General features: G+C 73.5%; 20 protein-coding genes and 1 pseudogene. 10 read left to right on the top strand and 11 right to left on the bottom strand.

Translation table 11 applies throughout. The features are described from left to right. Nucleotides 1-110 precede the first annotated feature (110 nt). Nucleotides 111-3011, top strand: a complete 2901-nt coding sequence (locus ACF1BN_RS27360) for an RICIN domain-containing protein (RefSeq protein WP_392334249.1) — start codon at nucleotides 111-113, stop codon at nucleotides 3009-3011. Between the two features lie 196 nt (nucleotides 3012-3207). Here ACF1BN_RS27360 and ACF1BN_RS27365 read toward each other — a convergent pair whose 3' ends face one another. After that, nucleotides 3208-3753, bottom strand: a complete 546-nt coding sequence (locus tag ACF1BN_RS27365; RefSeq protein ID WP_392334250.1) for a hypothetical protein — start codon at nucleotides 3751-3753, stop codon at nucleotides 3208-3210. Between the two features lie 40 nt (nucleotides 3754-3793). Then, the gene (locus ACF1BN_RS27370; protein WP_392334251.1) at nucleotides 3794-4759 is read right to left on the bottom strand and encodes a pirin family protein; all 966 of its coding nucleotides are present in this window, start codon (nucleotides 4757-4759) and stop codon (nucleotides 3794-3796) included. Between the two features lie 201 nt (nucleotides 4760-4960). Between ACF1BN_RS27370 and ACF1BN_RS27375 the strand changes: the two are divergent. The 4 genes and pseudogenes from ACF1BN_RS27375 to ACF1BN_RS27390 form a co-directional block, all read left to right on the top strand. Beyond that, nucleotides 4961-5311 (top strand): annotated as a pseudogene (locus tag ACF1BN_RS27375) (tetratricopeptide repeat protein); the annotation flags it as partial. 51 nt (nucleotides 5312-5362) lie between these two features. Beyond that, nucleotides 5363-5848 carry a hypothetical protein gene (locus ACF1BN_RS27380; RefSeq protein WP_392334252.1) on the top strand — a complete coding sequence of 162 codons (486 nt, stop codon included), beginning with the start codon at nucleotides 5363-5365 and terminating at the stop codon, nucleotides 5846-5848. Between the two features lie 91 nt (nucleotides 5849-5939). Then, the gene (locus ACF1BN_RS27385; RefSeq protein WP_392334253.1) at nucleotides 5940-6575 is read left to right on the top strand and encodes a DUF305 domain-containing protein; all 636 of its coding nucleotides are present in this window, start codon (nucleotides 5940-5942) and stop codon (nucleotides 6573-6575) included. Between the two features lie 520 nt (nucleotides 6576-7095). Next, nucleotides 7096-8049: a F510_1955 family glycosylhydrolase gene (locus ACF1BN_RS27390; RefSeq protein WP_392334254.1), complete on the top strand. Its 954-nt coding sequence runs from the start codon at nucleotides 7096-7098 to the stop codon at nucleotides 8047-8049. 98 nt (nucleotides 8050-8147) lie between these two features. On the opposite strand, the gene ACF1BN_RS27395 is transcribed toward ACF1BN_RS27390, so the two are convergent. Both ACF1BN_RS27395 and ACF1BN_RS27400 read right to left on the bottom strand, forming a co-directional pair. Continuing rightward, the gene (locus tag ACF1BN_RS27395; protein WP_392334255.1) at nucleotides 8148-9812 is read right to left on the bottom strand and encodes an amidohydrolase; all 1665 of its coding nucleotides are present in this window, start codon (nucleotides 9810-9812) and stop codon (nucleotides 8148-8150) included. 47 nt (nucleotides 9813-9859) lie between these two features. Next, nucleotides 9860-11293 carry a purine-cytosine permease family protein gene (locus ACF1BN_RS27400; RefSeq protein WP_392334256.1) on the bottom strand — a complete coding sequence of 478 codons (1434 nt, stop codon included), beginning with the start codon at nucleotides 11291-11293 and terminating at the stop codon, nucleotides 9860-9862. A 223-nt stretch (nucleotides 11294-11516) separates the two neighbouring features. Between ACF1BN_RS27400 and ACF1BN_RS27405 the strand changes: the two genes are divergently transcribed. Further along, the gene (locus ACF1BN_RS27405; RefSeq protein WP_392334257.1) at nucleotides 11517-12122 is read left to right on the top strand and encodes a TetR/AcrR family transcriptional regulator; all 606 of its coding nucleotides are present in this window, start codon (nucleotides 11517-11519) and stop codon (nucleotides 12120-12122) included. A 7-nt stretch (nucleotides 12123-12129) separates the two neighbouring features. Here ACF1BN_RS27405 and ACF1BN_RS27410 read toward each other — a convergent pair whose 3' ends face one another. Both ACF1BN_RS27410 and ACF1BN_RS27415 read right to left on the bottom strand, forming a co-directional pair. Further along, on the bottom strand, nucleotides 12130-12714 hold the full coding sequence (locus tag ACF1BN_RS27410; protein ID WP_392334258.1) for a hypothetical protein: 585 nt from the start codon (nucleotides 12712-12714) through the stop codon (nucleotides 12130-12132). A 518-nt stretch (nucleotides 12715-13232) separates the two neighbouring features. Next, nucleotides 13233-14690, bottom strand: a complete 1458-nt coding sequence (locus ACF1BN_RS27415) for a dihydrolipoyl dehydrogenase family protein (RefSeq protein WP_392334259.1) — start codon at nucleotides 14688-14690, stop codon at nucleotides 13233-13235. A gap of 111 nt (nucleotides 14691-14801) precedes the next feature. On the opposite strand from ACF1BN_RS27415, the gene trxA reads away from it, so the two are divergent. Beyond that, complete coding sequence (gene trxA, locus ACF1BN_RS27420; RefSeq protein ID WP_392334260.1) at nucleotides 14802-15176, top strand: thioredoxin; 375 nt, start codon at nucleotides 14802-14804, stop codon at nucleotides 15174-15176. Nucleotides 15177-15257: 81 nt separating this feature from the next. Here trxA and ACF1BN_RS27425 read toward each other — a convergent pair whose 3' ends face one another. From ACF1BN_RS27425 to ACF1BN_RS27435, 3 genes are all read right to left on the bottom strand, one after another. Continuing rightward, nucleotides 15258-16445, bottom strand: a complete 1188-nt coding sequence (locus ACF1BN_RS27425) for a thiolase family protein (RefSeq protein ID WP_392334261.1) — start codon at nucleotides 16443-16445, stop codon at nucleotides 15258-15260. Between the two features lie 468 nt (nucleotides 16446-16913). Beyond that, the gene (locus ACF1BN_RS27430; RefSeq protein ID WP_392334262.1) at nucleotides 16914-17183 is read right to left on the bottom strand and encodes a hypothetical protein; all 270 of its coding nucleotides are present in this window, start codon (nucleotides 17181-17183) and stop codon (nucleotides 16914-16916) included. A gap of 52 nt (nucleotides 17184-17235) precedes the next feature. Then, complete coding sequence (locus tag ACF1BN_RS27435; protein ID WP_392334263.1) at nucleotides 17236-18282, bottom strand: LacI family DNA-binding transcriptional regulator; 1047 nt, start codon at nucleotides 18280-18282, stop codon at nucleotides 17236-17238. Between the two features lie 156 nt (nucleotides 18283-18438). On the opposite strand from ACF1BN_RS27435, the gene ACF1BN_RS27440 reads away from it, so the two are divergent. From ACF1BN_RS27440 to ACF1BN_RS27450, 3 genes are all read left to right on the top strand, one after another. After that, the gene (locus ACF1BN_RS27440; RefSeq protein ID WP_392334264.1) at nucleotides 18439-19713 is read left to right on the top strand and encodes an MFS transporter; all 1275 of its coding nucleotides are present in this window, start codon (nucleotides 18439-18441) and stop codon (nucleotides 19711-19713) included. A gap of 56 nt (nucleotides 19714-19769) precedes the next feature. Continuing rightward, nucleotides 19770-19997, top strand: coding sequence for a hypothetical protein (locus ACF1BN_RS27445; protein WP_392334265.1), 228 nt, complete (start codon nucleotides 19770-19772; stop codon nucleotides 19995-19997). Between the two features lie 94 nt (nucleotides 19998-20091). Beyond that, complete coding sequence (locus ACF1BN_RS27450) at nucleotides 20092-21528, top strand: flotillin family protein (RefSeq protein ID WP_392334266.1); 1437 nt, start codon at nucleotides 20092-20094, stop codon at nucleotides 21526-21528. A 95-nt stretch (nucleotides 21529-21623) separates the two neighbouring features. Here ACF1BN_RS27450 and ACF1BN_RS27455 read toward each other — a convergent pair whose 3' ends face one another. After that, nucleotides 21624-21794, bottom strand: a complete 171-nt coding sequence (locus tag ACF1BN_RS27455; protein WP_392334267.1) for a hypothetical protein — start codon at nucleotides 21792-21794, stop codon at nucleotides 21624-21626. Nucleotides 21795-21886: 92 nt separating this feature from the next. Continuing rightward, complete coding sequence (locus ACF1BN_RS27460; protein WP_392334268.1) at nucleotides 21887-22732, bottom strand: TIGR02452 family protein; 846 nt, start codon at nucleotides 22730-22732, stop codon at nucleotides 21887-21889. Nucleotides 22733-22877 lie beyond the last annotated feature (145 nt).

Below are 22877 nucleotides of genomic sequence, written 5' to 3' on the forward strand. Positions count from 1 at the left end.
CATCGATGTTTACGTTGCCATAGCGTGAGTCCACGGCGGCCGGGACGCCGCCGCGAGGCCCGCCTCCTTCGTCACGCCCTCCCCGCCCCGCGCATCGAAGGGTTCGATCCATGCCCACCCCGCACCCCCCTCTGGGCCGCAGAGGATTCCTCACCGCGACCGCGCTGACCGCGGGCGCCGCCGCACTCCCCGCCGGCCTCCTCCCCCACCGGGCCGAGGCCGCCGTACCGCCGCAGGTGGCCTTGCCCCAGCGGGGCATGTACGACACCGTTCCCGCCTGGTCCTGGACGGACGGCTTCGTCTCCGGCAACGGCGAGTACGGCGCGGTGTTCCACGGCGCCCCGCAGCTGGAGAAGGTCGTCCTCAACCACCACCGGTTCGTGCTGCCCAACGGCACCCGCCACCTGAAGCCCCCGGTCCTGGCGGACCGCCTGGAGGCGGCGCGGGACCGGGCGCTGGCCGGTGACCACTGGGGCGCCGCCGGCGAGTTCGCGGACGGCTGGTCCCTGCGCTGGACCCAGAGCTTCCACCCCGGGTACGAGCTGCGTCTGAGCACACCGGGGGCGACCACCACGAACGACTACGCGCGGGTCACCGACTTCCGTACCGGCGAGATCACGCACTCCTGGTCCGACGGCGCCGGGGTCTGGAAGCGGCGGGCGTTCGTCTCCCGGGCCGACCGGGTCCTCGTGCACGAGCTGCTGCCCGCCGCCGGGAAGACCGTCGACACCGCGCTCATGGTCGACACCGCTCTCGAGGGCGCGCCGGATGACATCGGCTTCACCACGACCGCCACCGTCTCCGGCGGACAGGGACTCCTCGGCCTGCGCGCGGTGTATCCGTCCGGTCTGGGCGCCTTCGGGTACGAGGGCGTCACCCGGGTCGTCGTCACCGGCAGCCGGGCCTCGGTCTCGGCCTCCGGCGGCAGGCTGGTCGTCGCCCGCGCGACCAGAGTCCTGCTGCTGACCAAGCTGGGCCGGTACGAGAGCGCCGCCGAGTGGAACACCAAGCCTCTCCACACCGCCCTGGCCGCACTCCCCGCGGACTACGCCGGACTGCTGAACCGGCACGCGCCGTTGCACCGAGCCATGTTCGACGGGTCCAGTCTCGACCTCGACGTCCCGGCGGCGGACCGGCTGCTGTCCACCTCGGAGCTGACGGCACGCCAGAACGCCGATCGCGGCACCGTCGACCTCGCACTCCTCGAGCGGATGTACGACTGCGGGCGCTACCTGTTCGTCAGCTCCAGCGGCATCCTGCCTCCGCGCCTGACCGGTATCTGGGCGGGCAGCTGGAACGGCGCCTGGGCGGACGACTTCACCACCGACGCCAATGTCAACCTCCAGGTCGCCGGAGGCAACATCCTCAGCCACGGGGACGCCATGAAGGGCTTCTTCGACCTCGTCCTGGGACAGCTCGACGACTGGCGCACGAACGCCGCCCATCTCTACGGGGCCCGGGGCTTCCACGCGCCGTCCCGGACGGACGGCGAGCACGGACACATGCTCCACTTCGACGGCGGCGGCTTCCCGGGCCAGTGCTGGACGGGTGGCGCCGACTGGATGCTCCACCCGCTCCTGGAGTACTACCAGGTCACCGGGGACACCGCTTTCCTGCGCGACAAGCTCGGCCCGGCACTGATGGAACTCGCCCTGTTCTACGAGGACTTCCTCACCCGCACCGACTCCGACGGCAAGGTGGTCTTCGTCCCGTCGTTCTCCATGGAGAACTCCCCCTCCAACACCGGCCAGATGCTCTCCGTCAACGCCACCGGCGACATCATGGCCGGACGCCACGCCCTCCAGGCGGCCATCGACGCCGCCGACGCGCTGGATGTGGAGCAGGGCAGCGGGCAGGGGGTGGCACGCTGGACGGCGCTGCTCGCCCGGCTCCCCGAGTACGCCGTGAACGGCGACGGAGCCCTCGCCGAGTGGTCCTGGCCCGGTCTGCACGACCGCTACAACCACCGCCATGTCCAGCACCTGTACGGCGCCTGGCCCCTGCACGAGATCAACCCGGAGGAACGGCCCGACCTGGTGTTCTCCGCGCGGAAGGCGCTCAGGATGCGCGGCGACGAGAACCACTCGGCCCACGGCAGCCTGCACCGGGCGCTGGCCTGGGGCCGCCTGAAGGACGGCGCCGGCGTCTACGAGAACATCCTCAAGATCCTCGGCGGCAACATGGTCTTCCGCTCCCTGATGACCTCCCACAACCCCGACCTGCACACCTACAACAGCGACGCCGCCAACGCGCTGCCCGCGGTCGTCGCCGAGTCCCTCGTCCACACCCGGCCCGGCCTCCTGGAGATCCTGCCCGCGCTGCCGGAGCAGTGGGCCCGGGGCACGATCCGCGGGGTACGGGGCCGCAACCGGGTCCTCGTCGAGAGCCTCACCTGGGACACCGCGGCCCGCACGGCCACGCTCTCCCTCGTCTCGGACCTCACCCAGACCCTCGACCTCGTCAGCCGCCGCGGCATCACCTCACTGACCGGCCCCGCGACCGTCACGGCCTCCCCGCTCGGCGCCCACGCCAGAAGCCTGACCCTCACCGCCGGAGCACGCACGCAACTCGTCGTCGGCCTGCTCACCGGGACGTACCGCCTGGTCAACCGGGTCAGCGGCAAGGTCCTGGACGTGGCGGACGAATCGACCGGCAACGGCGCCCCGGTCATCCAATGGCCCTGGACGGGCCGGCCGAACCAGCGGTGGCGGCTGTCACCGAACCACGACGGCTCCTTCCGTCTCGTGAACGTCCACAGCGACAAGGTCCTCGACAACCCGGGCGCGTCCACGACCGCCGGCGAGCCGCTGGACCAGTGGACGGACACGGACGCGCCCAACCAGTGGTGGAAGCTCGTGCCCGCCGGCACGAGCGGTCACCACCACCTGGTCAACGGCTCCAGCGGCCTGTACGCGGCCGTGGAGAACGGCTCCGCGGACGACGGCGCCAGGATCGTCCAGCGGCCGGCCGACGGATCGGCCGCCCAGGAGTGGACCCTCGTCGCCCTCTGACGCGAACGATCCGGACCGTCTCCGCGCGGGACATGACGTCGTCTCGCGGCGCGGGCGTGTTCGCTGAGGGGCACGCCCGCGCAGGTGGACCCGGGTGTCGTGACGCGCCTCCCGGGCGTTCGGGAGGCGCGTACGTCCTACGCGCGGTGCTGGACCGTGGAGTGCCCCAGCATCTCGGACATGGCCCGGGTCGCGCTCAGCAGTTCCGCCGAGAGGCGGGCCACGTCCTGCTCCGTGAGACCCCGCGCCGGCATGACGAGGGTGACGACGAGCGGGAAGGACTCGCCGGCCGTGAACACGGGGCCGCCAGGGAGGTGACGCCGGGAATGACGCCGCCGACGGTGGTGGACACCCCCTCGCGCAGCACCTCGGCCCGGATCCGGTCGACCCGGTCCCGGGTGGCCGCGTCCAGGGCCTCCGTCTCCAGCTGTGCGCGCAGCACCGGCTCGGTGAGCCGCTCGGGCAGGTGCGCGAGGAACGCCGCTCCCATCGCCGAGTTCAGCAGCGGCATGGTGGCGCCGACGCGGACCGTGATCGGCAGTGCGTGGGCGCCGTACTCCCAGCGCACGACGACGGGGCCGTGATCGCCCCACACCGCCAGGTTGACCGCGTGCGAGGTACGGTCCCTCAGCCCCGGCAGGTGTTCGCTGACCAGGGCGACCTCGTCCATCCTGCGCAGTGACTCGACACCGAGCCGTCGCATGGCCGGTCCCATGTCGTAGTGCCCGGAGCTGGGCGACATTCCCCGACCCCCGCATCGACCCGGGAGAGAAAACCCCAGGTCAGCGCACCCTTCCCCGGGCCTTCAGCGTCGTCGCCGGGACCTCGGGGGCGGACAGGCGATCGCCGTCGTAGCCCTTGACCTCGCCGAAGCGGTCGCTCGTCATCCACTCCTCGCGGGCCTTGCGGATCTCGTCGTCGGTGCGGCCGACGAAGTTCCACCACATGACGATCTCCTCCTCGAAGGGTTCGCCGCCGAGGAGCATCAGTCCGGCGTCGGAGGCGGCGCGGAGCGGGAGGGACGTGCGGCCGCAGCCAAGGTAGAGCATGGAGCCGGGGAGGACGGGGACGCCGTCGACGTGGGCCTCGCCGGACATGGCGAGGACGGCGTACTCGAAGTCCGGGTCGAGCGGGAGCTCCGTCTCGGTGCCGGCGGCGAGCGCGAGATCGGCCCCGACGATCGGGGTGTACGCGGTGCCGGGCGAGGTCGCGCCGTCGAGGGAGCCGAGGATCACCGTGGCGGTGAGGCCGGGCGCGGTGACCCGGGGCAGGTCGGTGTGGTGCTGGAAGTGCGGTTCGACGTGCCGGTGGGCGTCGGGCAGGGCCACCCAGAGCTGGGCGCCGTGCAGGAGGCGCGCGTGCGGCCGGGGGCTCTCCTCGGAGTGGGAGATCGCCCGGCCCGAGGTCATGAGGCCCAGCTCGCGGGGGCGGATCGTCTGGAGACTGCCGGTCGAGTCGCGGTGCAGGACCTCGCCCTCGTGCAGCCAGCTGACGGTCTGGAGGCCCATGTGGGGGTGGGGCGGGACCTGCATGCCGGGCTCGTCGGCGATGTCGTCGGGGCCGTAGTGGTCGACGAAGGCCCAGGCCCCGACCATCCGCCGGCCGAGGTTCGGCAGCAGCCGCCGCACCTCCGTCGCCTCGCCGAGCTGGACGTGCCGGGGGCTGAGGAGTTCGCGTACGGGCTCGGCGACGACGAAGCCGCGGCCACCGCACACCGCGAGCTCGGCCTGGCGGTCGAGATTGCTCATCGGGGATCGACACCTCTCCAGTGGGGGAATCAGGGAGATCGAAGAGATCGGGGAGATCGCAAGGATCGGGGCGATCGCAGAGATCGGGAAGATCAAGGAGATCGAGGCACAGCATAGATGGTGGAATGTTCAACTACTCTTCGGTGTTGACGAGGGCGGACCACCCCACAGGGTGGCAGATCCGGCACCCCGGAACAGGGAGAGCAAGTGAGCGACACGTACTACGAGTTCGGAACGGCCGCCGATCGCTGGAGCCGCGCGCAGTTGTTCTTCGACGCGAAGGAGTACCAGACCGCCGTCCGCATCCTGCGCGGCCTCGTCGCCGAGCACCCGGACCAGACCGCCCAGCGACTGCTGCTCGCCCGCGCCTACTACCACTCCGCCCAGCTCAAGCTCGCGGAGACCGAGCTGCGGGCCGTCCTGGAGCGCGATCCGGTCGAGCACTACGCGCGGCTGATGCTCGGCCGCACGCTGGAGCGCCAGGGGCGCGCGGACGAGGCCGCCCCGCATCTGCGGATGGCCGCGGCGATGAACGGCGAGCTGCCGTCCTGACGCGGATCTGATACCCCGGCACGGTATGGTCGGGCCCCGGAGGTCCTGATCATGCCCACACCCCGGCCGCGCCCCGGCGAACGAGCGGGAGGTGCCCTCGCGCACCTCCTGCTCGTCGTCGTGCTCGCGCTCGGGGTGGTCATGATGCACTCCACCGGTCACCCCCAGGGCTCGCCCTCGGGCACGAGCGCCGTCGCCGGCACCGTCTCCACCGCCGCGAACGCCATGGACGCCATGAGCGCCGCCGATGGCTCGGGGGGCGGGAGCGGCGCGGCGGCGCACGCTCCGGACGTCGGCGGGTCCCACGGCTCCGGCCTGCCGGACGAGGGGCACGCGCCCGGGTCCGGGATGGACATGACCACGCTCTGCGTGGCCGTCCTGGCCGGCTGGCTGCTCGCCGGCCTCGTCCGGGCCGCGCTCGGCCGCCGCCCCGACTGGCTCGTCCTCCTCCTCGCGCGACTCACTCCCGCGCTCGGGCCGCACGCCCCGCCGCGCCGCCCACCCGACCTCGCCCGGCTGTCCGTCCTGCGGATCTAGGCCGTACCCGTCCGCCGCGAGCCGCTCCGTGCCGCCCGCGCGCCCACCGGTATGAGCCCATGACCGTACGTACAGCACACGAGGTATCACCATGCGTACTTTCCGGAACCGCACCCCCCGCGCCCTCGGCCTGACCGGCGCCGTCGCCGCTGCCGCCCTGCTCCTCGCCGCCTGCGGTGACGAGGGCGGTTCGATGAGCGGGATGGACCACGACGGCGGGACCGCGTCGGCGTCCGCCACCGGCGCCCCCTCCGCCGCCCCCTCGGCGGCCGGGAGCTTCAACGACGCGGACGTGATGTTCGCGCAGATGATGATCCCCCACCACGAGCAGGCCCTGGAGATGGCGAAGCTCGCCGACGGGCGCGCCGAGGACGCGGGCGTCAAGAGGATCGTCGCCGCCGTCGAGCAGGCCCAGGACCCCGAGATCCGGAAGATGCGGGCGTGGCTGAAGGGCTGGGGCAGGCCCGAGTCCGCGGGGGCGGGCCACTCGATGGCCGGGATGATGTCCGAACAGGACATGAAGAAGCTCGCCGACGCCAAGGGCAAGGACTTCGACCGCGCCTTCGCCGAGCTGATGATCGCCCACCACGAAGGCGCCGTGACGATGGCGCGGGACGAGCAGAGGGACGGCCGCAACGCCGAGGCCAGGGACCTGGCCGGTGAGGTCGTCCGCGCCCAGACCTCCGAGATCACCGAACTGCGGAAGATCCTCGACCGACTCGGATAACGGCGTCCGGCCCGCGACCAGTCGCCACCGCGTGGCCCGGTCCGGCGGCCGGGCCGGGGGACCCGGCCCGGCCGGGGGACCCGGCCCGGTCGGGGATCCCGTTCCCGGCTGGGCCGGGTCCGTCCAGGCTGGGCCGGGGCCCTCCAGGCTGGGCCGGGTCCGTCCGGGCTCCTGTCCCCTCCAGGCTCGGGCCCCATCAGGACCGGGGCCCGGCCCGGCTCAGGCCGCATCCAGGCCCCGGGTCCCGTCCGGGCTCCAGTCCCGTCCAGCTCGCGGAACCGCCCGAGCCTGCGGTACCGCCCGAGCCTGCGGTCCCGCCGAGGCTCGCGGTGCACCCACCCGAGCACTGGCAATCACCCGAGCCCTCGACCTCACACGGACTCCCGGCCCCACCCGAACCCTCAGCCCCGCCCAGACCTGGCCCGGCCCCGAACCCTCAGCCCCGCCCAGACCTGGCCCGGCCCCGGGCCCGCCCCTCCGACACCTCCGCCTCGGCGAACGAAGGAACAACGAAAAAACGATGATCACGCCACGCATCCTCAGGATCGCGACCCGCTCCGCCGCGAGCGCCCCCGACCCTTCCCCCTCCCCCGCACGGCCCCTCGCCCCGTCCCGGCGGCTGTACCTCACGCTCGCCGTCGCCCTCGCCCTCCCTCTCGCCCTGACGGCCTGCTCGCAGGCCCCCGACGTCCAGGGCGAGGCTTCCGGATCCGCCCTCACCCACATCCACGGACTCGGCCTCCACGAAGGCACGCTGTACGTCGCCACGCACGAGGGGATCCACTCCCCCGGCGCCGGCGGCGCGCCCGTCCTCGTCGGCGACCGGCGCGACGACTTCATGGGGTTCACGGTTGCCCCCGACGGAACCTTCCTGGCCAGTGGCCACCCCGCGCCGGGCAGCGGCGGCCCCTCGAACCTCGGACTCGTCGCCTCCTCCGACGCGGGCCGCACCTGGACGGAGCAGCCCCTCGGCGGCGAGGTCGACTTCCACGCGCTCGACGCGGCACCCGGCGGGCCGGTCTACGGCTACGACAGCACCAACGGGCGGCTCCGCGTCACCCACGACCGGACGGCCTGGGAGGACCGGGCCACGCTCCGCGCCCTCGACATCGCCGTCTCGCCGACCGCGCAGGACACCGTGGTCGCCACCACCGAGGCGGGCGTCGCCCGCAGCACCGACGGCGGCAGGACCTTCACGCCCGGGTCCGGGCAGGTCCTCTCGTACGTCTCCTGGGGCACGGCGGACGCGCTCCACGGTGTCTCCCCCGACGGGGTCCTCTTCCGCTCCGGGGACGGCGGCACCTCTTGGACCCGGGTCGGTGCCGTGCCCGGGGGCGCGCCGCAGGCCCTGACCGCCGTCGGCGCGCGACAGCTCCTCGTGGCCACGGGCGACGGGGTCTACGAATCACGGGACGCGGGCCGCTCGTTCGTCCGGCGGATGGAGGTGAGGTCCGGGGATGACGGCGGGCACTGAGCGGATCGGTGCGTGAGGGCGCCCGTACGGGAGAAGGAGAAGGCGCCCGGCGACCGGGCGCCCCCGCCTCACCCTGCCGCATCCCGCCTCGCCCCGCCTCACACCACCGCGCTCTCCGCCACGATCTCGCCGCCGACGACGACCGTCTCCGCGACCGTCCCGGGGATGTCCTCCGGGGCGATCCGAAGGATGTCCCGCGAGAGGACGACGAAGTCGGCGAGCTTGCCGACCGTCAGCGAACCTCGTTCGTGCTCCAGGAAGTTGGCGTACGCGGAGCCCATCGTGTAGCCCTCGACCGCCTCGACGGCGGTGAGGGTCTGCCCCTCCGTCCAGGGCTCCCCGCCGTGGAGCGGGCGGCGGGTGACGGCGGCGTGGATGCCGACCATGGGGTCCATCTCGGCGACGTTCCAGTCGCTGGAGAGGGCGAGCACCGCGCCGGCCTCCCGCAGGTCGCGGAGCGGCCAGGCCTTGTGCCAGCGCTCGGGTCCGATGTTCTCGGCCCAGTCCTGGCCGGGTCCCGCGATGTCGGGGGCCGCGTGCCGGGGCTGCATGCAGGCGACGACACCGAGGTCGGCGAAGCGCGGGGTGTCGGCGGGGTCCAGGCACTCCACGTGGACGACCTGGTGGCGGGCGTCGCGGGGGCCGTTGACCGCGCGGGCGTGGGCGACGGCGTCGAGGACCGTCCGGATGCCCCGGTCGCCGGTCGCGTGCACGAAGCACTGGAAGCCGCGCGCGTCGAGGCGGGCGAGCAGGTCGGCGAACTCCTCGGGCGGGTAGAAGGTGTCGCCCCGATGGCGGCCGCAGCCGGCGTACGGCTCCAGGAGGGCGGCGGTCCGGGGCTCGACGACGTCGTCGATGTACAGCTTCAGCGGCCCGACGCGGAAGCGGTCGTCGGCGTGCTCCCCGGCCGCCGTCTCGAAGGCGTCGAGGTCGGCGTCGGTGGTGCCGCGCGGGTGGAAGAGGGCGGCGACGATCCGGGAGCGGAGCCGGCCCTCGGCACGCGCGCGCGTGAAGAGGGCGAGGTCGTCGAGGGAGTTCTGGGGTTCGACGACGGTGGTGATGCCGAAGCGGATGGCGTCGTCGAGGCTCTTGGCGAGCCGCCCGTACTGGCGGTCGGGCGAGGCCCACGGGACGCCGAGGGCGCGCAGCGCGCGGTGGCCGTCCCGGGAGAGGCCCTTGATGGCGAAGTCCTTGACGAAGCCGGTGGGTTCGCCGGTGGCGGGGTCGGTGACCGCGGTGCCGAAGGGGAGGTCGGTGTGGTCGCGGTCGACGCCGAGGGCGCGCAGGGCGGCCGTGTTGAGCCAGGCGGTGTGGACGTCGTAGCTGAGGACGAGGGCCGGGGTGTCGCCGGTGGCGGGGTCGAGGTCGGCGGCGGTGGGCATGCGGCCGCCGGGGATCGCGGAGTAGTCGAACGCCTCGGCCTCGATCCAGGCGGCGTCGGGGTGGGCGGTGTGCCAGGCGCGCACGCGCGCGTGGATCTCGTCGAGGGTGCGGGCGCCGGCGAGCTGGACGCAGGCGTCGTCGGAGCCGAGCCGGACGTGGTTGTGTGCGTCGACGAAGCCGGGGAGGACGAGCCGTCCGCCGGCGTCGAGGACGCGGGTGCCGGGTCCGGTCCAGGCGTCCGCGTCGGCGGCGGCGCCGAGCCAGACGATCCGCCCGTCCCGTACGGCCATCGCCTCCGCCTCGGGCAGCGCGGGGTCGACGGTGTGGATGCGGGCGCCGGTGAGGAGCAGGTCGGCGGGGGCGGGGGTGGTGCCGTTCATGCGGGGTGCGTTCCTTGTCGTACGGGAGGAGTGGCGGCGGTCGCGGGTCAGGCGGCCGGGTGCGGGGTGGCGGTGCGGCGCGCCAGGAGGACGTACACGAGCGCGGCGACGGGCGCGCCGAGGAGCGTGAGGTCGGCTCCGCCGAGCGGGGCGACGAGGGGGCCGGTCCAGAGGGCGGAGTCGCAGGTGAGGGCGGAGAAGAGACCGCCGGTGAGGAGGGCGGCGGCGCCGGCGGGATGCCAGCCCGCGCGGTACCAGTAGGCGCCGGCCGGGTCGGTGCGGTGGAGGGCGTCGGAGTCGTAGCGGCAGCGGCGCAGCAGCATGTCGGCGAGGAAGACGCCGCCCCAGGGGGCGAACACGATGATCAGGAGGGAGAGGAAGGAGAGGAGGGAGGTGGTGAAGTCGGTGAGGAAGAGGGCGCCGAGGGAGCCCGCGGCGGTGACGGCGGCGCTGACCCCGAGGGCGCGGACGCGGTTCCAGGGGATGCCGAGGACCTGGAGGTTGAGGCCGGAGGAGTAGAGGGTGATCACGGAGTTGGTGACGGAGCCGCCGAGGACGAGGGCGAGGAAGACCGGCCGGAACCAGCCGGGCAGCAGGCTCTCGGCGCCCGCGACCGCGTCGGTCATGTCGGTCTGCGTGGCGGCGGCGACGCCCGTGACGCCGAGGGCGACCGAGGAGAGGAAGCCGCCGAGGGCGCCGCTGACGGTCACGGCGCGCAGGCTGGTGGTGCGGGGCAGGTAGCGGGTGTAGTCGGCGGGCATCGGGAGGTACGAGAACGGGCCGGCGAGCATCACCACGAAGGCGAGGCTCCAGCCCACGGCGCCGGGACCGGTCGTCGGGGCCGAGGTGTCGGCGCCGGGCACCAGCAGGACCACGAGGACGCCGAAGCCCGCGGCGAGGACGTAGGCCATCCAGCGTTCGGCGAACTGGACGGTGGCGTGGCCCCAGAAGGAGATCGCGAAGGTCAGGGCGAGGGTGACGGCGAGGGCCAGGGCGCGGGGCAGCGGTCCGCCGGACCAGCCCAGGGAGGCGAGGAAGGCTTCCAGGGCGAGGGTGCCGACGACCGTGTTGACGACGGTGTAGCCGATGCTGACGATCCAGTTGAGGGCGCCGGCGGGGCGGTTGCCGCGAGGGCCGAAGGCGGCGCGGGAGAGGACGAGGGTGGCGGTGCCGGTGCGGACGCCGCCGAGACCGGCGGCACCGATCACGAGGAAGGAGAGGCCGCCGATCACGACGACGGCGGTGGCCTGCCAGAAGGAGAGGCCGAAGGCGACGGCCAGGGAGCCGTTGATCACGTAGGTGAAGGTGAGGTTCGAGCCGAACCAGACCCAGAAGACGTCCTTGGCGCTGCCGTGGCGCTCCGCGTCGGGGATGGGGTCGATGCCGTGTTCCTCGACCTGGAAGACCTCGTCCCGGGTGACCGTCGGGACGGCCGCGGCCGGCGTCTCCTGATCGAGCACCCCGCGCTCTTCTCTTCGCATGCCTGCACCCCTGCCTGGATCTCGCACAGCGATCTCGAACGATGATCTTGAACAATGACCTTGAGCAATGATCTTGAACACCGTTCTAAGTTCTTGAATGACATTCAAGATGAGTGACAGGTTCCGGTCGCGTCAAGACCCTGGGGAAGTCCGGTTAAGGTCGGAGGCGTACGCGGCCGCGCGCGAGGGCGGGGCCGGGCCGGACGAACGGGGCGGGACGACGGTGACAGGGGCGGCACGGCGGCGCGACGGACACGTCACGCAGGAGCGGATGCTGGAGGAGGCCATGGCGGCGATCGCCGAGGACGGCCTCGCCTCCCTCACGATGTCGGCGCTGGCCGAACGGCTCGGCACCAGCGGCGGCCACATCCTCTACTACTTCGGCTCCAAGGACCGGCTGCTGCTCGCCGCGCTGCGCTGGAGCGAGGCCGCGCTCGCCGACGAGCGCCGGGCCCTGATCGCCCGCCGGACCACCGCGGAGCGGAAGCTCGACGACTTCCTGAGGCTCTACCTCCCGCGCGGCCCGCGCGACCCGCGCTGGACGCTCTGGATCGAGCTCTGGGCCCGGACCCCCGGCAACCCCGAACTCCGCGAGGCCCAGCAGGAGCTGGACGCCGACTGGCAGCGCGACCTGGAGTCCCTGCTGTCCGCCGGCGCCGCCCGCGGCCGCTTCGCCCCGCTCGACGCGACCGCCCGCGCCTCCGAACTCCTCGCCCTCCTCGACGGCTTGAGCACCCGCGTCGTCCTCGGCCAGGGCTCCACCCCCGACCCGCGCCCCCCGCTGGACACCGCCCGCGCCGCGGCCGCCCTGCTCGTCCCCCGCGCCTGAGCCTCGCTCAGCCCGCCGCGGGATCCGCGGGGCCGGCGGGGTCCCCGGCGTCCGGGGGCTCCTGGGGGTCCACAGGCCCCCGGGGCTCGACGCGGTCGAACGGCCAGGTCGGCGCGTCCGGGTGACGCTCCATCTGTTCCGCGTACCAGAGGATCTGCTCGGTGTGCAGCATCGGGCGCGAGAGCTTCGCCACCGCCGGGTACGAGGCCGCGATCGCGTCCGCCACCAGCAGCGCCGCCCCGGCGTCCGACGCCGGATCGCCCGGCCGCTCGAGCGGAACCCCGTACCACTCCGCGACGGCCGGCAGCGAACGGCCGCCGGGCCGGTAGCGGTCCGCGTGCCGGTCCAAGACCAGCGGATCGCAGACCGGGGCGACGACGCCGTCCGGGAGACGGTCGGCGAGCGGGGCCAGGCCGTGACGCAGGAGTTCGGCGTGGAGCGTCGAGAGCACGTGGGGGGCGTACCAGACGACGAGGAGTTCGTGGCGGGCGAGGTGGTCGGAGAGGAGGCCGGCGAGCTCTTCGAGGGCTCGGGCGGGATCTTCGGATCCCTTGCCCGGACCTGGGACGGGGGATCCGACGCTCGGATCCAAGATGCTGGATCCAGGATCCGGATCCGAGGTACCGGATCCAGCGTTCGGGTCCGAAATACTGGATCCATGATCCAGACCCGGAGTCTGGGGTCCGGAGCTTGGATCCCGGATGTTGGATCCAGGATCCAGACCCGGAGCCTGGGATCCGGGGGTTGGATCCAAGATGTTGTATCCAGGAACCGGACCCAGCGCCTGGGATCCGGAGCTCGGGGCCTGGATGTTGGATCCAAGATCCAGTACCCAGTCCCGAGCCGTCCCGTCGCTCCCCCGCACCGCCGCCGCCGTGATGCGGTCCCGCGCGGGATCGTTTCCCGTGGATCCGATGTCCAGCGACAGCAGCGGCCGCCGGTGCCAGCCCGGATGGTCTCCGGGCGGCGGCGGGCCCGGCGCGGGAGCGTGCTCGCGGTGGTGGACGTCCCAGCCGCGGCGGCCGTGCCGGAGCAGCCCGGCGCCCGCCGGGACAGGTTCGCCGCAGCGGGCGCAGGTGGCGTCGTACGCGTTGATGCGCTCCTCGGGGCTCACGCCGGGTCGGCGCCGTCCCGGTAGGCCTCCAGGAGCCGGAGCCAGACCTCGCTGAGCGTGGGGTAGGAGGGGACGGCGTGCCAGAGGCGGGAGACGGGGACCTCGGCGGTGACGGCGACGGTGGCGGCGTGGAGCAGTTCGCCGACGGCGGGGCCGACGAAGGTGGCGCCGAGGAGGACCTCGCGTTCGAGGTCGACGACGAGCCGGGCCCGGCCGCGGTAGCCCTGGGCGTAGAGGCCGGCGCCGGCGACCGAGCTCATCTCGACGTCGACCGCGCGGACCCGGTGTCCGGCGCGTTCGGCCTCGGCGAGGCTGAGGCCGACGGCGGCGGCCTCGGGGTCGCAGAAGACGACCTGGGGGACGGCCCCGTGGTCGGCGGTGGCCGCGTGCGAGCCCCAGGGCGCGAGCTCCGTGAGCGCGGTGCCGGCGGCGCGTGCGGCGATGGCGGCTCCCGCGATCCGCGCCTGGTACTTGCCCTGGTGGGTGAGGAGGGCCCGGTGGTTGACGTCCCCGACCGCGTACAGCCAGTCGCTGCCGGTGACGCGGAGGCTGTCGTCGACGTCGAGCCACGAGCCGGGTTCCAGGCCGACGGTCTCCAGGCCGATGTCCTCGGTGCGCGGGGCCCGGCCCGTCGCGAACAGGACCTCGTCGCCCTCGACCGTGTCGCCGCCCTCCAGGACCACGGTGACGGGGCCGCTGCCGCCGTCCCGTACGACCGCCTCGACCGAGACGCCGGTGAGCACGTCGGCGCCCCGGGCCCGCAGCGCCTCCGTGACGAGCTCGCCGACGAAGGGCTCCATGCGCGGGAGCAGCCCGTCGCCGCGGACGAGCATCGTGACGTGGGAGCCGAGGGCGTGCCAGGCGGTGGCCATCTCGACGCCGACGACGCCTCCGCCGACGACGATCAGGCGACCCGGCACCCGGTCGGCGCTGGTCGCCTCGCGGCTGGTCCAGGGGCGGGCGCCGGCGAGGCCGGGCAGCGGGGGCAGGACCGCGCGGCTGCCGGTGCAGACGGCCACCGCGTGCCGGGCGGTGAGGACGTGGTGCTCGCCCTCGGGGCCGTCGACGACCACCGTGCGGGGACCCCGCACGCGCCCGTGGCCGCGGTACACGCGTACGTCGATGGACGCCAGCCAGTCGACCTGGCCGTCGTCCTTCCAGTACCCGACGGTCTCGTCCCGGTGCGTGAAGACCTCCACCGCGTCGAGCGGGCCGTACACCGCCTCGCGCAGCCCGGGGACCTTGCGCGCGTCGGATCGGGCGAGGACCGGACGGAGCAGGGCCTTGCTGGGCATGCAGGCCCAGTAGGAGCACTCGCCGCCGAGCAGCTCGGCCTCCACGATCGCGGCGGTCAGTCCGGCGGCCCGTACCCGGTCGACGACGTTCTCGCCGACCGGTCCCGCCCCGAGGACCACCACGTCGTACTCGTGCTCGTTCTCCACCGTTCGCGTCATGAGGAACAGTCTGCTGGGTAGGGGCCGGAATAGCGCGGCTCGATAGGCCGTTGTGCGGGGCGAGTCCCCAGGGGACCGTGAGGACACCACCGGAGACGGAAAGGCGGAGGAATGAGCACCATCGAGCTCACCAAGGAAAACTTCGACGAGGTCGTGAGCGAGAACGACTTCGTCCTGATCGACTTCTGGGCTTCCTGGTGCGGACCCTGCCGTCAGTTCGGCCCGGTGTACGAGGCGGCGTCCGAGCGTCACCAGGACCTGGTCTTCGCCAAGGTCGACACCGAGGCGCAGCAGGAGCTGGCGGCCGCCTTCGAGATCCGCTCGATCCCGACGCTGATGATCGTGCGGGACAAGGTGGCGATCTTCGCGCAGCCGGGGGCGCTGCCGGAGGCCGCGCTGGAGGACGTCATCGGCCAGGCGCGGAACCTGGACATGGACGAGGTGCGGAAGTCGGTCGCGGAGCAGCAGCAGGCCGGGGGCCAGTGACCCTGTCCGCCCCCGCACGGTGAGAGCCCCCGCTCCGGCGGGGGCTCCGTCGTGTGCCGGCGGCCGGGGGCGGAGGGCCTGTCAGCGCTCCAGGACCAGCGCCAGGCCCTGTCCGACGCCGATGCAGAGGGCCGCGAGGCCCGTGCCGGAGCCGGCGGCGGCGAGCTGGTGGGCGACGGAGCCGGCGAGGCGGGCGCCGGAGGCGCCGAGCGGGTGGCCGAGGGCGATGGCGCCGCCGCGCGGGTTGACGATCGTGGGGTCGAGTTCCGGCCACTCGGCGAGGCAGCCGAGGGCCTGGGCGGCGAACGCCTCGTTGAGCTCGAAGGTCGTCAGGTCGGCGAAGGAGCGGTCGGCCTTGCCGAGGGCCCGGCGGACGGCGGCGACCGGGCCGAGGCCGAAGAGCTGGGGCTCGATGCCGGTGACGGCGGAGGCGCGGACCCGGGCGAGCGGTTCGCGGCCGCTCTCGCGCAGCCCGTCCTCGTCGACGAGGAGGAGGGCGGCGGCGCCGTCGTTGAGCGGGGAGGCGTTGCCGGCGGTGACGGTGCCGCCGTCGGTCCTGAAGGCGGGCTTGAGGCGGGCGAGCGCCTCCAGGGAGGTGTTCTCGCGGACGCACTCGTCGCGGTGGAGCTCAGCGCCGGGGTACGGGACGACCTCGCCGTCGTACAGGCCCTTGGCCCACGCCTCGGCGGCCTTGCGGTGGCTGTCGAGGGCGAAGGCGTCCTGGCGGTCGCGGCCGATGGCGTGCTTGTCGGCGACGAGTTCGGCGCCCTCGCCGAGGGAGACGGTCCACTCGGCGGGCATCCGCGGGTTGGTCATGCGCCAGCCCAGGGTGGTCGAGTGGAGCTGCTGGTGGCTCGCGGGGAAGGCGCGCTCGGGCTTCTGGAGGACCCAGGGGGCGCGGGACATGGACTCGACGCCGCCGGCGATCGCCACGGACGCGTCGCCGAGGGCGATCGCGCGGGCGGCCTGGATCACGGCTTCCAGGCCGGAGCCGCAGAGCCGGTTGACGGTGACGCCGGGGACGGTGGCGGGGAGTCCGGCGAGCAGGACGGCCATGCGGGCCACGTCGCGGTTGTCCTCGCCGGCGCCGTTGGCGTCGCCGAAGTAGACGTCGTCGATGAGGGCGGGGTCGAGGTCGGGGGTGCGGTCGACGAGGGTCTTGACGACATGGGCGGCGAGGTCGTCCGGCCGTACGGAGGCGAGGCCGCCGCCGAACTTCCCGATCGGGGTGCGGACGGCGTCGACGATGTACACGTCGCGGATGCTCATCGGATCTCTCCCGGGTGACCGGCGGACGACTCTGTTCGCCTGGTGAAAGAAGTTTCGCGCTGGTGCGCGCGCAGAGTCTGGGCCCCTCGGCCGCGCCTGTCAACGGCGAGCCGGGCCCGCCAGCCGCGGCCGTCCCTCGGCGGCCGGACAGCCACGCGCCGGTGAGGCGCAGGTGAGGCGCCGGTGAGGCGCCGGTGAGGCGCCGGCCGGGACGTCCCTCGGCGGTCACGCGACCCTCGGCGGTCAGGCCGTCCCCTCGGCGGTCACGTGGTACGGCACCGGTCAGGCCGTCCCGGAGCAGTCACGCGACCCTCGGCCGTCAGACGGTCCCGGGCCGCCGGTCAGGCCGTCCCTCGGCGGTCACGCGACCCCCGGCCGCCAGACGATCCCGGGCCGGTCAGGCCCGTCCCGGGGCGGGGCCTGACGAGTCCCGCCCCGGGGCGCGCCCGTCTTCACCACCCCTCCGTGTCATCCCGCCGACGCTTCCCGCACCAGCGCGACCAGGCCGTAGTCGAGCTCCCGGCCGTCCACGAGCAGGGCCTCGACGGTCAGCGTCCCGGGGTCGATGTCGGCGACGACGCCGTGCCCCTCGTAGATGGGGTAGCCGGACTCGCCGGACCGTCCGGTCCGCTCGACGACGGCCGTCCGGACGGCGCTGTCGGCGACGGCGGCCCCTCCCCGGTCCAGGACGTGCGTCGGCACCAGCAGGATCTCGTACCGCTTCGGGTGAGTGCTCATGAACCGACGCTAAGCGCTGCGTCCGCCTCTCGCCGGGCGGCGGGCGCGCCGGTCAGCTGGACTCGCGCCGGATCACCCGCGAGTCGAGGAGGGAGCGGGCGCTCGGCCCGGGCGCGGTGCCGTTGACGGCGTCGTCGATCATGGCGGCCAGTTCGCGGCCGGGGATCAGGTCGATGCGCACGGTGCTCAGGCGCGGGCGCAGCAGGCGGCCGAGGAGGAGGTCGTCGGCGCCGACGACGGCGGTCTCCTCGGGCACGGTCGTCCCGGCGTCCTGGAGGGCGCGCATCAGGAGCATCGCGTACTCGTCGTTGTAGGCGAAGACGGCGTCGAGAGCGAGCTGCGGCCAGCGTGCGGCCAGTTCCTCCGCGGACTCCTCGGTGTACGCGAGGGGCAGGGGTACGACGGCGGCGCCGGCGGACTCGGCGGCGCGGCGGGCGCCCTCCAGGCGGGGGCCGGAGAACATCGCGAGGCCAGGCTCCTCGGGCACGACGACACCGATCCGGCGGCGGCCGTTCGCGATCAGGTGCTCGACGGCGACCTCGCCGACCCGGGGCTGGTCCAGGACCAGGGAGTGGGTGTCGTCGGCCGGGCGGGTCCCGACGGTGATCACCGCCTTGACCCCGGAGCGCTTGAGGATGTCCACGGCCTCGGGCGTCACCTCCACCTCGCCGGTCGAGACGACGGCGGCCGGGCGCAGCTCCGCCCACGCGCGGGCGGCGTCCTCGGGGGCGAGGCCGACGCTGCCGTACTGGACGACGGTGTAGTCGAGGCGGCGCAGGGCCCACTGGAGGTCGTTGTAGAAGCGGCTGTAGAGGGGGCCTACGGGCACGTGGGCGGTGGGCAGGAGGACCGTCCGGCTGTGGCCCGCGCGCAGGGTGCGGGCGGCCGCGTGGGGGATGTACCCCAGCTCGCGGGCCGCCTCGCGGACCCGTTCGCGGGTCGGTTCGCTGATGCGGACGGCCGAGGTGTTGTTGAGGACGTAGCTGACGGTGGCCCGGGAGACGCCCGCGAGGCGCGCCACGTCGGCGCTGGTCGGCACGGCTCGGGCGGGGGTGCGGCCCGGGGTGCCGTCGGCAGGCTGTTCGATCGACTGACTCATCGCTTCGGCATCTTTCCAGAACAATCCGGCGCCAGGTCTGGCGGATGGCCGGAATCCGGTGCTACACAATGCTGACACGCGTCACTGACACGTGTCACCACCCTGAAACCATCCGCTTCCCGCCCCCTCATCGGGCGTTCTCCCCTGGAGGGCAACGTGGCCCTTTCCTCCCCCGGGACCGGAGCCGGTACGGGCTCCGGCTCCGCCGCCGGCCCCGACTCCCCCACCACCCGGCCCACCCGGCCCACCCGAGGCCTCCTCCCGCTGCTACTCCTCGGCAACACCGCGATGTACACGCTCTACATCGGCGTGCCGGGACTGCTGCTCGCGCTCCAGATCGAGGCCATCGACCCGGCCGACAAGGTGGCGAACTTCGGACTCGTCTCCGGCGTGTCCGCGATCTTCGCGACCGTGTTCAACCCGGTCGCGGGGGCGCTGTCCGACCGCTCCGGACGGCGCAACCCGTGGATCCTGGCCGGCGGACTGCTCGCCGTTCCGGTGATGCTGCTGCTCGGCAGCGTGGACACGATCCTGATGGTGGCCATCGCCTGGTGTCTGGGCCAGGCGGTGATGAACGTGTACCAGGCGGCCATCACCTCCGTGGTGCCCGACCGGGTCCCGCTCGCCTCGCGCGGCAAGGCGTCCGCGGCCGTCGGCCTGGGGCTGCCGATCGGCTCCACCATCGGCGCCCTGGTCGGCGCGGCCTTCTCCGAGGACTACCGGACCGGCTATCTGGTCTTCGGCACGATCGTCGCCGCCACCTCGGTCGTCTTCACCACACTCGCCCGCGAGGAGCGGATGCCGGCCAAGGCACCCATGCCGGTGAAGGCACAGATCGCCGCCTTCGGCAGCGCCCTCAGGGACCACGACTTCCGCTGGGCGTTCATCGGCCGCGCGCTGCTCGTCCTGGGCTACTTCGCGGTGGCCGGCTTCCAGCTCTACATCCTGAAGGACCACACCCAGTTGCCGGCCGGGCTCTCCGCGGAGGAGGCGGTCGCCATCCTCATGCCGGTCAACTCCGTGGCCATGGTGGTCTCCACGGTCCTCGGCGGCTGGCTGTCCGACCGCTACGACCGCCGCAAGCTCTTCGTCGGCGCCTCCGCCGCGCTGGCGGCCGTCGCGCTGCTCATCCCCGCGGTCTCGACCAGCTGGGCGGCGATGCTCGCCTTCTCGATCGTCAACGGCCTCGGCTTCGGCTGCTACATGGCGGTGGACACCGCCCTGGTGACGATGGTGCTGCCGAAGGCGGAGGACGCGGCCCGGGACATGGGCGTGCTGAACGTCGCCAACGCCGGCCCGCAGATCGTGGCGCCCTTCGTCGCCTCGGCGGTGGTCTCGATCGGCGGCGGCTACACGCCCCTGTTCCTCGTCGCCGCCGTCCTGTCGGTCCTGGGCGCCCTCGCGGTCCGCCCGATCCGCTCGGTCCGCTGATCGACGGCGACGTACAACCCGCTCCGTACACTCACGTTCTGACGTACCGTTCGGACATGGACGCGTCGATGGACAGCTCGATGGTGGGACTGCTCGGCCGGGTCACCGGGACCATCGGCCCCGGGCTGGTCGGCGAGGTGATCCTCCGGATCCGCGGCGGGGCCGAGCACTTCCTCGCGTACCCCGCCTCCCCGAAGCAGCGGATCGAGGTCGGCGCACTCGTCACCGTGATGGAACACCTCCCTCCGCGCACCGTCTATGTCACAGCCGTGTACGACGTCTGACACGACGTCCGCCACGCCCTTTGAGCGGCGTCCGTCCCGGGCGGACACTCCCTTCACCGGATCCGCACGGCTCCGGTGAAGGGGGACCTTGCCCATGGGCATCGGCATCCTGGCGGGCGCCGTCGTCGGCGCGCTCGTCGTCCTGATCGTCCTGTTCAAGATGATGTGGCGCGTCGCGGAACCCAACGAGGCGCTGATCATCTCCGGTTCCAACCACAAGAACGAGGGCCTCGGCGAGGGCATGGGGTTCCGCATCGTCACCGGACGCGGCACCCTCGTGGTGCCTGGCGTGCAGGCGGTGCGCAAGCTGTCGCTGGACCTCAACGAGACCCAGTTGTCCGTCGAGTGCGTCACCCACCAGGGAATCCCGCTCAAGGTGCGCGGCGTGGTGATCTTCAAGGTGGGCGACGACTTCGTGTCCATCGCCAACGCCGCCCGCCGCTTCCTCGACCAGCAGAAGCTGATGAGCGAGCGGGTGCACATCGTCTTCGCCGGTCATCTCCGCGCCATCGTCGGCGGGTTGACGGTCGAGGACATGATCCGTGACCGGGAGAAGCTGACCGGGCAGGCCCGCTCGGCCTGCGGCACGGAGATGGAGAAGCTGGGGCTGATCGTCGACTCGCTCCAGATCCACGAGATCGAGGATCCGACCGGTTACATCAAGAACCTCGCCGCCCCGCACGCGGCGGCCGTCCAGCGCGACGCCCGCATCGCGCAGGCGGAGGCCAACCGGCGGGCGACCGAGGCCGAGCAGCAGGCGGCGGCCCGGATGTCGGAGGCGACCCGCGACAGCGAGATCCTCCAGGCCGGCTACCAGGCCGAGCGGGACCAGGCCAGCGCCCGGGCCCGGCAGGCCGGCCCGCTCGCCGAGGCGGCCTCCCGCCAGGAGGTCGTCGTCCAGGAGACCCGGGTCGCGGAGCTGGAGGGCCACCGCAAGGAGCAGCAGCTCCAGGCGGAGGTCCGCAAGCCGGCCGACGCGCTGGCGTACGAGACCCGGACGCTGGCCGAGGCCGAGCGCGACGCCCGGATCTCGTCCGCCCAGGCCACGGCGCGGGAGACCGAGCTGGCCGGCGCGGCGAAGGCCACGGCGACCCGGGTCACCGGCGAGGCGGAGGCCGCCGCGGCACACGCCAAGGGTCTCGCGGTGGCCGAGGCCACCCGGGCCAAGGGTCTGGCCGAGGCGGAGGCCATCAAGGCCCGGGCCGCGGCCCTCGCCGAGAACCAGGAGGCCGTCGTCGCGCAGCAGCTGGCCGAGAAGTGGCCGGAGATCGTCGAGGCCGGCGCGTCGGCCTTCGGCAACGTGGACCAGATGGTCCTGCTCAACGGCGCCGACGGCATGGCGGAGATGTTCGCCAAGGCCCTGACCATGGGCGGGACGGGTCTCGGCCTCGCCCGCCGGCTGCTCGCCACGACGGATCCGAACGGCTCCGAGCGGCCGGCCGCCGTTCCGGCGGCGCGGGGCGGCGACGCGCGGGCCGGCGGCTCGAAGGAGGTGACGACGGTGGAGATCACCGTCGGCGACGACACGTGACCGACCCGTCCGGGCGGCACCTGAGCCGGGGCCCGCGCGCCGTGAAGGCACCGGGCCCCGGCCCGTACTCCCGTGGTCCGCGTCCCCGCGGCCGCTCAGTTGTGGCCGAACTTCCGTTCCTTGCGGTGGGACGCCGTCTCGATGACCGACCGCGGCGCCTCGCTCGCGCCCGCGGTCCCGCCCTTCTCCTTGACGGACACCGCCTCGCGGTGCTCGTGGCCGCCGGTACGGGCGCCCTTGTTCACCCGGGTCTGTTTCTTGCCCACGACGGTGCCTCCCGTGGCCGAATCCATGTGCCTTCAGGCTCGCACGGGAGTGCGAGGTGCGCATCGCGGGACGGATCGGGCGCCTGAACGGGCTACCGGATCCCCTGCCCCGCGGACGGATCCCATGTCCGACGGAACGCGGCGAGGGTCGGAGTCCCGGATCCCCGGTCCAGGACGGCGAAGACGACCTCGTCGAAGTGGCCGGCGAACCGTCCGTCGCCGGCCAGCAGCGCCTTGAAGGCGCCCGCCACCTCGGCCGGGTCGTTCTGGAAGACGCCGCAGCCCCAGGCGCCGAGGACGATGCGGCGGTACCCCTCCGCCACCGCCGTCTCCAGGACCCGCTCGGCGCGGGACGCGAGCGCCGCGGGCAGCCGGTGGGCCTGCTCGGGGTCGCGGCGGCGGACGACGCCGGCGTTGGGCGCGGGCGAGGTCAGGAATCCGACGGTGAAGGGGGGATCGAGCAGGGCACCGCGGTCGTCGCGGAAGACGGGCACCCGGGGCGAGTGGATCACCCGGTCGGTGTAGAAGGCGTCCCGTTCGCCTCGGTGGTGCGCGTAGTAGGCGGGGGCGCGGAGCAAGGTGGCGTGCAGGGCGGAGGAGCGGCACAGGGCCTCCTCCTGGGCCTGGGCTCCGTTGAGGTAGCCGCCGCCGGGGTTGCGGGCGGAGGCGAAGTTCAGGACGGCGACGGGGGTGCCGGGGTCGGCGCCGGTCATCCGGCGGGCGGCGGCGAGGCTGCTCTCACCGGTCACCTCGATCCGGCCCGCGCGGTCCGTGCCGGGGGTGACGGGGACGGGCTCGGGCCCGTACAGGCGGGTTCCGGCCAGGGCGGCCGCGAGGTCCTCGTGGAGGGAGACGGTCCGCCCTCCGGGGGCGGTGTAGGAGCCCGAGGCGACGATCGCCTCGGTCTGCCGCGCGATCTCGCGCAGTCGTGCACTCATGAAGGAAGGATGATCTTCTCGGCGTGTCCGGGACAAACGCTTTTCCTTCACTCCTGTGCCGTCCCGCCCCACTCCCCTCCGAGCGGCGATTTACGGACGTCCGGGGGCACAAGGGGCGCGCGTGGGGGCGCTGAGGCGCTCTTGC

It is taken from the genome of Streptomyces sp. NPDC014861, assembly GCF_043081625.1.
Taxonomy (GTDB): Bacteria; Actinomycetota; Actinomycetes; order Streptomycetales; family Streptomycetaceae; genus Streptomyces.